Genomic DNA, 15,488 nt, shown 5'->3' with positions numbered 1-15,488 from the left:
CGCCATTGTTCAAATTTTTCTTCTTTAGAAGAAAAATCTTCCAATTAGCGTTTCAACGAGCTGGGAGATATGCTCGCCAGCTGTTGTAGTTTGTTTTCCCCCACCTAAAGAGGAAGGGGACATCTTAAAGCTCGTTATATACAGTGATTTGCGTTTGCAGGCCTCAGCCTGTATAATAATATTTGCTGAGCATTAATTGGTTGCGGATTTTCATAAATTTGTGTGGCAATAACCTGCGACTTTAGTCGTGGGCAGTTGATTGTAACCTGCGAAGCAAAAATAGATGCGTTATACTTATTAGGTGATATATAAATGCAGATTTTTAATAAATTTAGTGATATAAAAAGCTATCTCCAGGGCAGGAGGACGGCTATCGCTCTCGGTACCTTTGATGGTGTTCATGTAGGACATCAGAGTATCATAAGGCAGGCCATGGAGCTTGCTGAGAAGCACGGTCTGGTTGGGGTGGTGTTTACATTCCTGAACCATCCTCTGTCTGTGGTTGCTCCTGACAGGGTTCCTTTTCAGATTGGCGATAATATATCAAAGGCTGCTTACATGGAGAAGCTGGGGGTAGACATCCTGCTGAATGTTCCCTTTTCAGAAAAGCTCTCCAGGCAGAGCCCTGAAGAATTCTTAGATAATTTATGCAGGAGCTGCAACCCTGAGTATTTGGTTACAGGACCTAACTTTACTTTTGGCAAGAAGGGTAAGGGCAATTCCCGTATGCTCAGCCGTGTAGCTTCCGAATATGGATTCGTGGCTGAGGTGGGCAAGGCCGTTCAGATCGATGGCCGTATGGTAAGCAGTACCCAGATACGCGCTCTTATTGAAGAAGGGGATTTGGTCAAGACCAATGAATATCTGGGCAAGCCATTCAGCTTTGGTGGCCGGGTTGTTCACGGTGACCATCGTGGCCGGACAATAGGCTTTCCTACTGCCAATTTGGCCATTCCGGATAAAAGGGCCATGCTGCCAAATGGTGCCTACGGCGTATATGTTTTGATGAACGGACAAAAATACAAGGGAATAGCCAATATAGGTACCAATCCAACCTTTGATGGCTGTAAACGGCGGTTGGAGGTGCATATTCTTGATTTTTCCGGTAATCTCTACGATTGTCCGCTGACGGTTCAATTCGTTTATAAGTTGCGGGAGGAGAAAAAATTCAGTGGTGCAGATGCCCTTGTCCGGCAGCTCCACCTTGATGAGGAAAAGGCAAGAAGTATCCTGGCCGATGTTAATTGAAAACCGGCCTGATTTCGGGGGCGTACAAAGCTGCCCTCAAGCTGATTAGAGGTAATTATTGTTTTGTATATGGATAGACGCAGTTTTATAAAGAAAATGTTGGGATTAATTATAGGCACCGGTGTGCTGTATTTACCGGCATTTGATATTAAGACCTTTGCGGCATCTAAGTGGCGCAGGGATGATCTTCGCATTCGGGAAAATAAATTTCTGTTTGCCGAGGTACCTGAAAAAAGAATAGAAACAAACAGGATTATAGTACATCATACCGGAACGACTACCAACAGGGATATGTCAGCAGCGGAAATTCACAAGCTTCATCGTGACAGCTTTGGCTGGGCCGGGATAGGTTATCATTATGTCATACGAAAGAATGGTATCATTGAAAGAGGCAGGGGCTGGAATATGGTTGGAGCCCATGCTCAGTATAACAATGATGATTCTGTAGGGATTGCCCTGGCGGGGAATTTTTGTATAGGAACACCTACACCAGCACAGATAAAATCTCTCACGGATTTATTGGTATCCCTGTGTGGCATATATGGACTGCTGCCGGATGAGCTCAGTATTCTGGGGCATAGGGATGTTAATGCCACCTCCTGCCCGGGCGACATGCTTTATGATATGCTTCCTCAGATAAGAAAGCGGGTAATGAAGCGGATGGGGTTGGATTTGCCGGAGGATTGACAAATATTCTTTACAAATAATTTTTGCTGTAGTATACTATTACAAGTGCGTTAGGCACAAATGTATTAATCCCTTGCCCAGACAATGAGGACTCCGACCTTGCCTGAGCTTGTGGAGATTGTAAAATAGGAGGAATTAATTTATGTTGACTCAGGAAGCAAAACAGGAAATCATGCAGAAGTATGCCGTACATGAGGGAGATACCGGATCCCCTGAGGTACAGATTGCAGTTCTTACTGCTCGTATTTCTTACTTGACCGAGCATCTCAAGGAGCACAAGAAGGATCATCATTCCCGTCGTGGCCTGCTGAAGATGGTTGGACATCGTCGTCGTCTCTTGGCATACCTTAACAAGGTTGACATTGAGCGTTATCGTGCGATTGTTTCCAAGCTCGGACTCCGTAAGTAATTTTATACTTTGGATTATTAAGGGGACTCATTTGGGGTCCTCTTTTTATTTTGTTCAATATTAAAAATATGTGGAAATATGACGAGCGTATGTGATATACTGATACGGTTAAAAGGTATAAAGAATATATAGGAGGAAAAATGAATGCATAGTTTTGAGATGCAGTTGGGCGGACGCACATTTACCGTTGAAACCGGTAAGATGGCTAAGCAGGCAAATGGTGCTGTTTTGGTCCGCTATGGTGATACTGTTGTTTTGGTAACAGCAACGGCTTCTGATGAGCCAAGAGAGGGTGTGGATTTCTTCCCGCTCACTGTAGATTATGAAGAAAAAATGTATGCCGTGGGAAAGATTCCTGGCGGTTTTATAAAGAGAGAGGGGCGTCCTGGTGAGTCTGCTATTTTGTGCAGCCGTCTCATTGACCGTCCTATTCGTCCATTATTCCCGGAGGGGTATCGTAATGATGTACAGATTGTGGCTACCGTGTTGTCTGTAGAGCAGGACAATGCACCTGAAATTGCTGCCATGATTGGTGCTTCCTGTGCCCTTACTATTTCTGATATTCCATTTTTGGGGCCAATAGCCGGTGTCCGTGTAGGGCGGGTTGATGGCCAGTTTATCATTAATCCGAATGTTGAGCAGCGTGAGCAGTCCGATCTTAATTTGACCATTGCCGGTTCCCGGGATGCTGTAATGATGGTTGAAGCCGGTGCCAATGAATTGCCTGAGGAAGTAATTCTTGAAGCAATTTTATTCGGTCACGAAGAAATTAAGAAAATAGTTGCCTTCCAGGATGAGATTCAAAGGACTTGCGGTAAGGAAAAACGCGAGGTTAAGCTGTTTGCAGTTCCTGAGGAAATGGAAAGGGCAATCCGTGATTATGCTACAGCAAATCTGGACAGAGCAGTACGCAATCCGGACAAGCTGGCCCGTGATGAGGATATATCCAATGTCAAGGCTGAAGCTCTTGAGCATTTCCTGGAAATCTATCCTGATGCTGTAAAGGAAATTCCTTACATGCTTCATAAGATTGTTAAGGAAATCGTCCGCAAAATGATTACCAAGGAGAAAATTCGTCCTGATGGTCGTGAGGTAGAAGAGGTAAGACCTGTCAGCTGCGAGGTTGGCATTTTGCCACGCCCTCATGGTTCAGGACTCTTTACCCGTGGCCAGACCCAGGTACTGACTGTAACCACCCTTGGTTCCCTTGGAGATGAACAGGTTTTGGATGGACTTGGTGTAGAGACTTCCAAGCATTATATCCATCAGTATAATTTCCCTGGCTATTCTGTAGGTGAGGCTCGTCCTGTTCGTGGTCCTGGCCGTCGTGAGATTGGTCATGGTGCTTTGGCAGAGCGTGCTTTGGTACCTGTAATCCCATCTGTCGATGAATTCCCATACACCATCCGCATGGTTTCTGAAATCCTTGAATCCAATGGTTCCAGTTCCATGGGCTCCGTTTGTGGCAGTACCTTATCCCTGATGCATGCAGGTGTACCTATCAAGCGTCCTGTTTCTGGTGTAGCAATGGGTCTTGTAAAGGATGGGGATGATTATACCATTCTGACTGATATTCAGGGAATGGAGGATGCCCTTGGAGATATGGACTTTAAGGTTGCGGGAACTACTGAGGGTGTTACTGCAATTCAGATGGATATTAAGATCAAGGGAATTTCCCGTGAGATTTTATCATCAGCACTTGCCCAGGCAAAGCGTGGAAGAGAATTCATTCTCGGCAAGATGCTTGAGTGCATTGCTGAGCCAAATGCTGAATTGAGCCCTTATGCACCTCGGGTTACTACCATGCAGATCAAGCCTGACAAAATTCGTGAGGTTATTGGACCTGGCGGAAAGGTTATCAAGAAAATTATTGATGACTTTGGCGTTCAGATTGATATTGATGATGATGGTACCGTTCGCGTATCTGCTACCAGCGTTGAGGCTTCAGCAGCTGCCATTGCCTGCATCGAGGATATTGTCCGCGAAGTTGAGGTGGGACAGGTATACAAGGGCAAGGTTACCCGTATAATGGCCTTTGGCGCATTCGTGGAGTTACTTCCGGGCCGTGAAGGACTCTGCCATATTTCACAGCTTGACAAAAAGCGTGTGGAAAAGGTAGAGGATGTTGTCAATGTAGGCGATGAACTTGAGGTCAAGGTTGTAGAAATTGACCAAAAGGGTCGTGTCAATGTTTCCCATAAAGTGTTGATGTAATTAATAAGATTACAAAATAATGGCATAAGCGTATCTGAATATTTTTGCTATATGTCATGAATGCCCGTTTTGCGTATAGCGAGGCGGGCATTATCTTATTATTTTGGAGATAGGTATTATGGAAAAAAGAAAAAAGACAATATCTGAAATAATGCGCCGATATCTTGTCTTTTCCATGGGCCTGCTTCTTATTGCAATTGGTACTGCAATAATGATCAGGGCCGATATTGGTGTTACTCCTATTGTTATTCTTCCATATACAGCATCGCTCATCTCACCGGAGATTAGTGTGGGTGTATGGGTATTCATCTTCAACATCCTTGCCATTATGGTTAATATGCTGATAAGGCGTGATACCATACATAAATGGGAGGTGCTGTTCCATTTTCTGTTGGCACTGATTTTAGGAATTTTTACTGATTTGTCCCTGGAGGCCTTCAGTGATTTTATTCCGGTGGAGTATTTGCACCGCGTAATGACATGTATGGGTGGAATTCTGGTCTTTGCCGGGGGATTGTATTTTTGCCGTATAGCTGATGTGGGAACATTTCCTGTGTATGCACTGACAAAAAAGCTTTCCGGACTGTTTCACAGACGCTACATTCAGATAAAATTAGTGTTGGATGTACTTTTCTGTGCTTTTTCTGTCATCCTTGGGCTTCTGTGTATCGATTCGCTGGGGGGCTTTCGTGAAGGAACGGTGGTAGCTGCTTTTTTCATGGGTGCCTTAATTAAAATTCTGATAAAACCATTGCGTCGCTTTAATTACCTCTTGTTGCCGGAAAACAGGGTAAGGGAAATATCATCAGTTTTGGATGATGATATTTCAGAAAATCACTTCGTCCTCACTGTATCGCATGAATATGGAAGTGGTGGACGCACTATTGCCAGACGCATTGCCCATGAGCTGGATATTTCCTATTATGACAGTGATGAAATCCAAATATCGGGCTTTGAGATTCCTTCCGGGGAAGAACCTGTTAGTACTCAGACGGATTCAGTCGGTAATTCTATCTATGATCTTTATGAATGGTATAAGGATTCCTTTAACGAGGAAAATGAACTTACTTCTGACCAGATGTGCAAGATGGAAGCTCAGGTTATTCAGGAAATTGCTTCCAAGGATTCCTGTGTTATAGTAGGCAGGTTGGCTAATTATGTATTGAAAAACCATAAAAATTCATTGCATATTTTTATTACCGCAGATGAGGATGAGAGAATAAAAAGAGTGATGCGAAAGGAAAATATTGACAGTGAAAGTGCCCTGGAGCGTATTGAACAGTATTCCCAGGAGAGGAAGCATCACTGCTATCAATTCTCTGACATGCAATGGGGCCGGGGGGATAATTATGATATAATTATCAAATCCAGTAAGTATGGTGTGGACAGAACTGCAGCCATACTGTTGGAATTGATTAGGGAATTCAGGCTTATACAGTTTTAACACCACCGGGTTTGATCGTGCCGTGAATTTCATTAAAACTGGCTGATTATCACAACCGGACCGTTGCTTTTGGCAGTGTCTGTCAATCAGTTATCATGTAATGACAAAGGATATTGATCTGTTATTTGTTTTAATGGATCAATATCTTTTTTATATGCGGAGATAAATTGGTTGTTAAATGCAGCCAATAATTTTGGAAACCGGAAATGCAGGTGATTTTTTTAAACAACGGACAAAAATTTGGGATAAAAGAAATAATTTTGCTAAAATAACATTTGTTCTCTTGAGTATGAAAATATATCAATGTATAATATAGTAGAGTTTTTGTGTAGGAGGTTAGAACATGCTCGGTGATACTTTAAGACGAGAAAGAGAGAAGCAGGGACTAACAGTTAAAGATATAGAAAATGAGACCAGTATAAGGTCTGTATATATTACCGCTATTGAAAAAGGTGACTATGATTCATTGCCTGGGGATGTTTATACAAAGGGGTTTATCCGTAATTATGCCAGGGCCCTGAACATAGATGGGGATTCATTGCTGCGCCAATATAATTCTGAAAGAAATATTTCATCACCTGTTCAGCCTGTAGATCTTGTTGATCATGAGGAATATGAAGACAGTGTGCCTCAGAGAACGGTTACTGTAAAGGAATCATCCCGTAATCATTCCGGACCAGAGGAGAAAAGCAACCTGTTTTCCTCAGGTACTGACTATCGTGAACGTACTGAAGACAAGAGCGGGTATAAAAAGTTTTTGGCACTGCTGGCTGTATTGGCAGTGTTTTTGGGAGGCGTTTATTATGCCTTCAGTGATAATCCTGAGGATAGTACCCGTAGTACCGTGAAAAATGAACAGACGAAAAAGACTGCTGAAAAGCCAAAGGCGGCCCCGGTGGAAAAACCTGCAGCAAAGAAATTCAATGATGTCAATGTCACTGCAAAATTTAATGATTCCTGCTGGGTTTCAGTCGAGATTGATGGCAAAAATGTTCTTGAAGGAACAATTGAAAAAGGGAAGGAAATTTCCTGGAAGGGTAAAGACTCCGTTAAACTGCTGGCAGGCAACGCCGGAGCTGTTGAGCTTACCTGGAATGAAAATAATCTTGGTATCATAGGTGGAAAAGGTCAGGTAGTAGAAAGATTTATGACCAAGGACAGCGATGGTGCTGCCGGCAATGATAAAAAAACCGGCAATGATGACGAAAAACCAAATGCCAAGGACAAAAAGAGCCGTATGTGATGTATCATATACTTGCCTGTAGATAATGTGGTGTGATTAAATGAGTTTTTTACCAATATCAAGGGAGGACATGAGGAATCGTGGCTGGGAACAATTGGATTTTATCTTTGTTTCCGGTGATGCCTATGTGGATCATCCCAGCTTTGGCCCTGCTATTTTGTGTCGGCTGTTGGAAAAGCATGGCTATAAGGTGGGAATAATACCACAGCCTGATTGGAAGAATACTGTAGATTTCGCCCGCCTGGGAAAGCCTAGGCTGGGCTTTCTTGTTTCCAGTGGAAACTTGGATTCTCAGCTAAACCGTTATACAGCTGCCAAAAAGGTTCGCCACCAGGATCAGTATTCCCCGGGGGGAAAGAGTGGTTACCGCCCGGAACGGGCTGTAGTAGTATACTCAAAGATGCTCCGCAAATGCTGGGGAAATGATGTACCGATTATTATCGGTGGTATTGAGGCCAGTTTGCGACGGTTTGCCCATTATGATTACTGGTCGGATAAAGTGAGAAGATCAATTTTGATGGACAGTGAGGCTGATCTCCTGATATATGGCATGGGTGAACGCCAGCTTATTGATGTTGCTGCCCAGCTTCATCAGGGAGTGGAGATTCATAATATTCAAGATGTCCAGGGAACCTGTTTTAAGGTGCCTGACTTTGATTATATTTGGGATTATAAGGCTATCCCTTCTTATGAAGAAGTTAAGGTAAGCAGGGAAAAATTTGCTCAGGCCTTTAAGGATGAATTCCTGGAGCAGGACGCATTTCGCGGGAAAAAGCTGGCTCAGCAGAATGAAGACTGGTGTGTGGTCCAAAATCCACCTGCCCTGCCACTGAGTGTGGAGGAGATGGATGAAATATATGATTTGCCCTATGAAAGGAAATGGCATCCTATATATGATGATATGGGAGGCGTGCCGGCCTATAAGGAAGTTGAGTTCAGTATTACTGCTCACAGAGGCTGTTTTGGTGGTTGTAATTTCTGTGCCATAATATCCCATCAGGGACGAATCATCCAGCGGCGCAGTGATGAATCTATCCTGAGGGAAGCCAAGCTTCTGACAGGCTTGCCAGGCTTTAAGGGATACATACATGATGTGGGCGGGCCTACTGCCAATTTTCACCGTACCTCCTGTGATGAGCAGCTGAAACGGGGAACCTGTCATGGCAAACAGTGCCTGTCACCAGATGCTTGCAATCATCTGGTGGTGGACCATAGTGATTATCTGGGACTTCTTCGCAAAATAAGGGAGCTTCCCGGTATCAAGAAAGTATTTATCCGTTCCGGTATCAGATTTGATTATCTGATGCGGGCCAAGGATAATTTTCTGGAGGAGCTGTGTGAACATCATATCAGTGGTCAATTGAAAATTGCCCCTGAGCACATATCTGATAGGGTTACAAGAATAATGGGAAAATCCCGCAAGGATATTTATATGCGCTTTGTCAATCGATTCATGGCAATAAACAAACGCCTTGGAAAGAAACAGTTTTTGGTGCCTTATTTTATGTCCAGTCATCCTGGAGCAACCTTGGAGGATGCAATAGAATTAGCTGTGTTCATCAAGGAGATGGGCTATCATCCTGAGCAGGTTCAGGATTTCATTCCTACTCCGGGTACTTTATCAACCTGTATGTGGTATAGTGGGATAAACCCACTGACTGGTGAAAGAATATATACGGCAAAGAAGCCTGAAGACAAAGCCATGCAGAGAGCTCTCATGCAGTATTGGCTACCAAGGAATTACAGCCTTGTTCGCAAGGCATTGCAAAAGGCCAATCGTCAGGATCTGATAGGCTTTGGACCAAAATGCTTAATTCGCCCTGAAAGGAAACAGGGAGATGTGGGAAATAAAGCTCATAAAGGTAATTACAAAAGAAAGAAAGATAAGAAGGTGTAGTAATGCTTTGTCCATACTGTAACAAAGAGGATAGCAGGGTGATTGATTCCCGTGCTGTTGACGAGGGTCGGGCTATAAGAAGGCGAAGAGGCTGTGTTCATTGTGGCAAAAGATTTACTACCTTCGAAACAGTTGAGCAGCTTCCACTGATGGTGGTGAAGCATGATGGCAGCCGTCAGGTTTTTGACCGCAATAAGCTGCTGAATGGGCTCATAAGGTCCTGTGATAAAAGGGATAAATCCCTGGAAAGTGTTATGACACTGGCCAGGGAAATCGAACAGGCGATACGCCATGAGTTCGAGCAGGAGGTACCATCCAAGGCTATTGGCGAGATGACACTGAAAAAGCTGAAGAACTTTGATCAGGTTGCATATATAAGATTTGCATCGGTATATAGGAAATTTTCAGATATTAACAGCTTCCGTCATGAGTTGGACATACTCCTGGAGGAAGATTAATGAATGTTTTAATTGGGAGGAAGATACTTGTCCTGGCGCATAAAGGAACAGCTTAGAGAGCTTTTGGCAGATGAATCAGGGTATTATGTACATCATGACAACCGCCGTACCAGGGTGGCTCTTGCCTATCCAAATTCGTATTTTGTAGGCATGTCAAATTTGGGACTTCATATTATTTATCGCCTTTTGAATGAACGGTCAGATACAGCCTGTGAGAGATGCTTCCTGCCTGAAAAAAGACAGCAGGAGGAATATATAAAGCACAGAACAAGATTGATGACCATGGAGACCCAAAGTGATTTATCTTCTTTTGATATAGTAGCCTTTGTAATGTCCTTTGAAATGGATTATTTTAATATTCTCAAGATGCTTGAACTGGGGAAAATAAATCCTCTGGCCAGTGAAAGGGATGAGCGTGATCCATTGATAATCGCCGGTGGCCCCTGTGCTACCTTTAATCCTGAACCAATGAGCATGTTTGTTGATGCCTTTGTGATTGGCGAGGGTGAGGTCATAATGCCCTCCTTTATGGAGGTTTATAACAAAGCCAGGGTCGAAGGAAAATCGCGTCAGGAACTGCTGGATCTATTGGCCGGTATTCCCGGAGTATATGTACCATCATGCTACGAGGTACAATATGCCTCAGATGGATATGGGGCGCATTTTTTGCCCATTAGTGACGCACCGCCCAAGGTAAGCCGTCAATGGCTAAAAAACCTGGACGAATTTCCCGGGGAGACTGTAATATACACGGATAATACTGAGTTTAAGCTTCATTTGGTTGAGATAGCCAGAGGCTGTGGCCGTCATTGTCGTTTCTGCATGGCTGGATATTGCTTTCGCCGACCGAGAAACAGGTCATTGCCGGCAATTGAGAAAATGCTGCTTAATGCCAAAAAAGATGGTCGAAGGGTTGGCCTGATGGGGGCAGCCATTTCTGATTATCCTGAGATAGACAATTTGTGCAGGGATATTTTGGGGGATGGACTCAGCATGTCTGTGGCTTCCTTCAGGGCAGATTCCGTTACCTATGAATTGGTTGATTCTTTGGCAAAAAGTGGACTTAAGACGCTTACAATGGCACCGGAGGCCGGCAGCAAGCGCATGCGGGCTGTTATCAACAAGGGAATTGAGGAAGAACATCTTCTGAATGCCATGGCTATGGGGATTAAAACCGGTATCAGGAATTTTCGGCTGTATATAATGATAGGTTTGCCAGGTGAGAGTCACGAGGATATCCAGGGCATAATAGATATGGCTGTTAAATTAAAAACCTTTATGGAAGACCATGGTGCAACAGGCAGGCTTACATTAAGCATAAATCCATTTATTCCAAAGCCCTTTACCCCTTTTCAGTGGGCACCTATGGCTTCGCTGAAATACATTCAGGGAGCCTTGAAGGAAATAAATGGTGCCCTTAAAAAGAAGCATAATATTGAAATAATTGCTGAATCACCGAGGGATGCCTATGTCCAGGCTGTACTGGCCCGGGGGAACAGGAATACCGGGGTTTACCTCTGGGAGGCCTATAAAAACGGTGGCAGTAAGGGAATGAAGGCGGTACTGAGGGAACATGGTACCAGCATGGAGGAACTTGTCGGACAGGAAATTCCTCCTGATGTGGATTTACCGTGGGACATTCTGGATATGGGGTTTTCCAGGGATTATCTCCGCAAGGAATATATGGAAGCGCAAAAGGAAGCACCGGTACATACAGTTCAATGCTTTGATGGTTGTAAACGATGTGGAGTTTGTGAATGATTGTGAGGATTTTATGAGTTTTTCACTTGTATCAGGAGGGCAGAAGAATTTGTGGATTGGCAGATTCTCCATTTTTCCTGATGATATGTTTATCCATGGAATATCTACCCGTTATGGCGGGGAAAGTACTGATAGATTTGAAGCCTTAAACTTAGGTCTGCATGTTGGTGATGACAGGGATACTGTTTGCCATAACCGGGATGTATTTTTTGATGGTCTTGGACTTGTCAGGGGTAGTGGTGTTACCTGTCAGCAGGTGCATGGTTGCGACATTATGGTTGTGAACAGGGATGATATTGGCAGGGGGATGTATGCTTATGACGAATCAATTCCTAATATTGATGCGCTGATAACGGATACCCCTGAGCTTCCGTTAATGCTGTTTTTTGCCGACTGCACTCCCGTGCTTTTGGCAGACCCGGTCAGGAGGGCCATTGGGGTTGCACATGCAGGCTGGAAGGGAACAGCAGCTGGTATAGGAATGAAAACTGTTCAACGCATGGTCCGGGAATATGGTTGCAAACCGGAAAATATCCTGGCGTCCATTGGTCCTGCCATCGGACCGTGCTGTTATGAGGTGGGAGAGCAGGTACTGACCAGCTTTGACAAGACTTTTCCTCAGTATAAGACCAAAATCTTTGCTTCAGTCGGTGACGACAAATACAGGTTGAATTTATGGGAGGCCAACAGACTGCAGCTCTTGGATGCAGGGCTTGTGCAGGATAATATAGATGTGGCAGGTGTATGTACTGCCTGTAATCATAAGCAGTTTTTCTCATACCGTGCTGAGGGTGGAACAACAGGAAGAATTGCAGCCGTATTGGCAATAAAATAATGAGGTTGAGGATAGTCTTTTTCTCTATGGATATGGGATTGCAGGCCACATTATGTGGCGGGAATGTCATCTGCCTTGTATAAAGATAACCGTGCTATCAAAGGGGGATTTAAATGATAGTTGAAAATTTAGCCAAAGTCAGGGATAATATAGAGGATACAAGAAAAAAACGGTCCCCTGAAAATAGAGAAGATGTGCGCCTGATTGCAGTAACCAAAAATCATGATATTAATGAAATGCGTCAGGCTATTGATGCAGGCGTAACCGATATTGGTGAAAACCGTATACAGGAAGCCAAGGAGAAGTTTGACAAGCTGGACAGGAAGGTGACATGGCATCTTATAGGTCATCTTCAGACCAATAAGGCCAAGCAGGCAGTTAAGCTGTTTGAGCTGATTCATTCTGTAGATTCACTTCATTTGGCCAAGGCTATCAATACTGCTGCAGGAAGCATTGGCAAGGTGCAGAAGGTATTGGTACAGGTGAATTTGGCCAGGGAGGAATCCAAGTCCGGAATTTTCGTGGAAGACCTTGAGGAGCTGCTTCATGCAGTGGATGAGATGCCAAACCTGCAGCTTATGGGACTGATGTGCATAGCGCCAAATTATGAAAATGTGGAAGAATGTCGGCCGTTATTTGCAAAAATGTATGAAATTTTCAATAAAGTGAAGGAAATGACCTTTACAACGGCGAATATTTTATACTTGTCAATGGGTATGACTCACGATTATCATATTGCAGTAGAAGAAGGAGCCAATATGGTTCGGGTTGGTACAGGTATATTTGGGCCACGGCAGTACTGATAATGCCTAATTGCTTCATTTAAGGAGGAAATCGTGTGGGGAAGATAGATTCATTTTTAGAGAAAATTGGAATCAAGGACAGTGAAGAGGATGAGATACTCATGGAGGCTATTGCCCAGGAAACTGAAGGCCCGGTTGAACCAAGGGTGAAGCCGGCAGAGCCTGTGAGCTCTCGCAGTCGCCATAGTTTACATGATAGGAAGGTGGTAGGAATGGGTTCTGGCTCAACATCCATTCGGGAGGGCAGTAATGTTGCTGCCATGGCAAGCTCAATGATGAAGGTTCATGTAATTGAGCCTAAAACCATTGATGATTGTCAGCAGATTGCTAATTTTCTCAAGGAAAAGCGTCCGGTTGTCATTAATTTGGAAAAAGTAGAGGAACAGACAGCAATCCGGATTATTGATTTTATCAGTGGAACGATTTATGCAATTGATGGTGCTGTAACAAAAATCAGCCGGAATGTCTGGTTATTTGCCCCTAAGAATGTGAATATCACAGTTAGTCAGCAGAATCATGGCTTGACTAATATGCCTTGGGAAGATTAATGGTCAATTACTGAAAAAGACAGGTGGATAGAATGAGAATCGGATTTATTGGTGGTGGAGCAATGGGCGAAGCGATTTTGTCCGGAATTATTGCTCATGATATTGCAGTGCCAAAAGATATTTTTGTGTCTGAGCTGCGTGAGGATAGATGCCGTGAATTAAATGATAATTATGGTATAAATGCTTCAACCAATGCAGATTTTATAAAGACGGCAGATTTGGAACTTATTATTTTTGCTATTAAGCCTCAGGTAGCTGCCAAGGCCATGGAATCCCTGCAGGGGATTGTTCCGTCCAATCTGGTTATTGCGTCAATTGTGGCCGGTATGCCAATCAAAACCATTGAAGGGTATTTCCCTTCAAATCCAATTATCCGTATTATGCCCAATACTCCTTTATCCGTAGGGGAAGGAATGTCGGCATTTGCCCGTAATGAAAAGGCATCGGTGGAGTCTGCCGCCGGTATAAAAAATATACTGAGTGCCTGTGGTAAGGCCGTAGAAGTTCAGGAGTCAATGTTGGATGCTGTGACCGGATTGTCCGGCAGTGGTCCTGCCTATGGCTTTTTGATGATAGATGCTTTGGCTGATGGTGGCGTCGCTGCGGGATTACCCCGTCAGACTGCTATTTTGCTGGCTGCTCAGACAATGCTTGGTGCTGCAAAGATGGTGCTTGAAACCGGTAAACATCCTGATGTTCTTCGTGATCAGGTTACAAGCCCTGCCGGTACAACTATTGCCGGTGTATGTGTTATGGAGCAGCTGGGAGTCAGAGGGGCATTAATAAATGCAGTAAAGGCTGCAACTGACAGATCTAAGGAATTGGGGAAATAATATATAATATGGCAGGATCTGAACAAAGAGATAAGCTGATAAGATTTTACAAGGGAACGGAAGGCGCTGAAACAGCAGTCAAGCTGGTGGACATGGCTGAGCGGGTCAAAAGGAATCAACGATTTCAGTTAAGCGGTTTTCTTGATCCCTATGGTCAGGAAATCGCTGAAACCATTGTGGCAAACTATCCGGGAATACGGGTGGATTTCAGTGGGGGTTATCCGGGAGCGGAGCGTCAACGGGCCATGTTTATGGATGAATCCTTTGGCGGCAATCCCGGATTTGATATCGTTGTCCTCAAGGCAACCTGGAACGGACAATTTGAGCACCTTGGTCATAGGGATGTGCTGGGGGCTTTGATGGGCTTGGGGATTCAGCGCGATTGCCTGGGTGATATTATTATGTCCGGAGCTTCGGCATTAATTCTGGCTGAGTCAGGCATGGGAACATTCCTGATGGACAACCTGACTATGATTGGCAGAAGCGGAGTTACCTGTGTGGAGGATGAATTATCCAACATTGCACCTAAAGAGGAACGCTGCAAGGAAATACAGGCTACTGTTGCATCCCTGAGGGTAGATTCAATAGCCGCTGCAGGCTATGGTTCTTCCCGAAGCCGTGCTGCTTCTGATATAGCAGCTGACAAACTCAAGTTAAATTGGCAGCCTGTGAAAAATGCCTCCCAGTCTGTAAAAGAAGGGGATATTCTTTCGATGCGTGGCCGAGGTCGCATTGAGGTAGTAGAAGTCAGGGGCAAAACGAAAAAAGGGCGCATTGGTGTCCTGTTGAAAAAATACATTTAATCAATTGATAATGGGGAATTGAGTACAGCATGCTCAGTTCCTTTTTTTATGACATCCGTTAAGATAATTTTTCATAGGGACCAGGTTAATCTACAATCAGAGGTCATTTTATGTAAAGTATATGTTGGAGTTCATCTTATTCCTACTGAATAAGTCTAATTAATGATATTATTTTGCAGGAAATCAAATATTTATTGACGAATAGTTCAAGGTAGAAATCATCCACTGCTCAAGGGTTCTTACCTCGTTTTGTAAAGAGATAAACCATTATGTGCAAATGGATAAATTCAGCTTGGCTTCAGGGC

Annotated in this window: 14 protein-coding genes; all 14 read left to right on the top strand. The window is 43.9% G+C overall.

All coding sequences use genetic code 11. The features are described 5' to 3' along the window. Positions 1-312: 312 nt before the first annotated feature. Positions 313-1,248, top strand: a complete 936-nt coding sequence (locus tag K6C05_RS03915) for a bifunctional riboflavin kinase/FAD synthetase (protein WP_296731479.1) — start codon at positions 313-315, stop codon at positions 1,246-1,248. 69 nt (positions 1,249-1,317) lie between these two features. Next, positions 1,318-1,935, top strand: a complete 618-nt coding sequence (locus tag K6C05_RS03910; RefSeq protein ID WP_296731476.1) for a peptidoglycan recognition family protein — start codon at positions 1,318-1,320, stop codon at positions 1,933-1,935. A gap of 142 nt (positions 1,936-2,077) precedes the next feature. After that, positions 2,078-2,344, top strand: coding sequence for a 30S ribosomal protein S15 (rpsO, locus tag K6C05_RS03905; RefSeq protein ID WP_296731474.1), 267 nt, complete (start codon positions 2,078-2,080; stop codon positions 2,342-2,344). Between the two features lie 144 nt (positions 2,345-2,488). Continuing rightward, on the top strand, positions 2,489-4,558 hold the full coding sequence (locus tag K6C05_RS03900) for a polyribonucleotide nucleotidyltransferase (protein ID WP_296731471.1): 2,070 nt from the start codon (positions 2,489-2,491) through the stop codon (positions 4,556-4,558). A gap of 118 nt (positions 4,559-4,676) precedes the next feature. Continuing rightward, complete coding sequence (locus K6C05_RS03895; protein WP_296731470.1) at positions 4,677-6,002, top strand: cytidylate kinase family protein; 1,326 nt, start codon at positions 4,677-4,679, stop codon at positions 6,000-6,002. A 343-nt stretch (positions 6,003-6,345) separates the two neighbouring features. After that, positions 6,346-7,245 carry a RodZ domain-containing protein gene (locus K6C05_RS03890; protein ID WP_296731468.1) on the top strand — a complete coding sequence of 300 codons (900 nt, stop codon included), beginning with the start codon at positions 6,346-6,348 and terminating at the stop codon, positions 7,243-7,245. A gap of 40 nt (positions 7,246-7,285) precedes the next feature. Continuing rightward, on the top strand, positions 7,286-9,142 hold the full coding sequence (locus K6C05_RS03885; RefSeq protein WP_296731465.1) for a YgiQ family radical SAM protein: 1,857 nt from the start codon (positions 7,286-7,288) through the stop codon (positions 9,140-9,142). 2 nt (positions 9,143-9,144) lie between these two features. Further along, the gene (gene nrdR, locus K6C05_RS03880) at positions 9,145-9,600 is read left to right on the top strand and encodes a transcriptional regulator NrdR (protein ID WP_296731463.1); all 456 of its coding nucleotides are present in this window, start codon (positions 9,145-9,147) and stop codon (positions 9,598-9,600) included. A gap of 27 nt (positions 9,601-9,627) precedes the next feature. Next, complete coding sequence (locus K6C05_RS03875) at positions 9,628-11,361, top strand: radical SAM protein (protein WP_296731460.1); 1,734 nt, start codon at positions 9,628-9,630, stop codon at positions 11,359-11,361. A gap of 13 nt (positions 11,362-11,374) precedes the next feature. Further along, the gene (pgeF, locus tag K6C05_RS03870; RefSeq protein ID WP_296731457.1) at positions 11,375-12,196 is read left to right on the top strand and encodes a peptidoglycan editing factor PgeF; all 822 of its coding nucleotides are present in this window, start codon (positions 11,375-11,377) and stop codon (positions 12,194-12,196) included. A gap of 113 nt (positions 12,197-12,309) precedes the next feature. Next, the gene (locus K6C05_RS03865; protein WP_296731455.1) at positions 12,310-12,999 is read left to right on the top strand and encodes a YggS family pyridoxal phosphate-dependent enzyme; all 690 of its coding nucleotides are present in this window, start codon (positions 12,310-12,312) and stop codon (positions 12,997-12,999) included. Between the two features lie 35 nt (positions 13,000-13,034). Beyond that, entirely contained in the window at positions 13,035-13,547 is a 513-nt protein-coding gene (locus K6C05_RS03860; protein WP_296731452.1) for a cell division protein SepF, read from the top strand. 32 nt (positions 13,548-13,579) lie between these two features. Next, complete coding sequence (proC, locus tag K6C05_RS03855; RefSeq protein WP_296731450.1) at positions 13,580-14,380, top strand: pyrroline-5-carboxylate reductase; 801 nt, start codon at positions 13,580-13,582, stop codon at positions 14,378-14,380. Positions 14,381-14,388: 8 nt separating this feature from the next. Beyond that, positions 14,389-15,183, top strand: coding sequence for a YlmH/Sll1252 family protein (locus tag K6C05_RS03850; protein ID WP_296731449.1), 795 nt, complete (start codon positions 14,389-14,391; stop codon positions 15,181-15,183). Positions 15,184-15,488 lie beyond the last annotated feature (305 nt).

The organism is Anaerovibrio sp. (genome assembly GCF_024697385.1).
Taxonomy (GTDB): domain Bacteria; phylum Bacillota; class Negativicutes; order Selenomonadales; family Selenomonadaceae; genus Anaerovibrio.
This window is presented reverse-complemented; position numbering and strand designations above follow the sequence as displayed.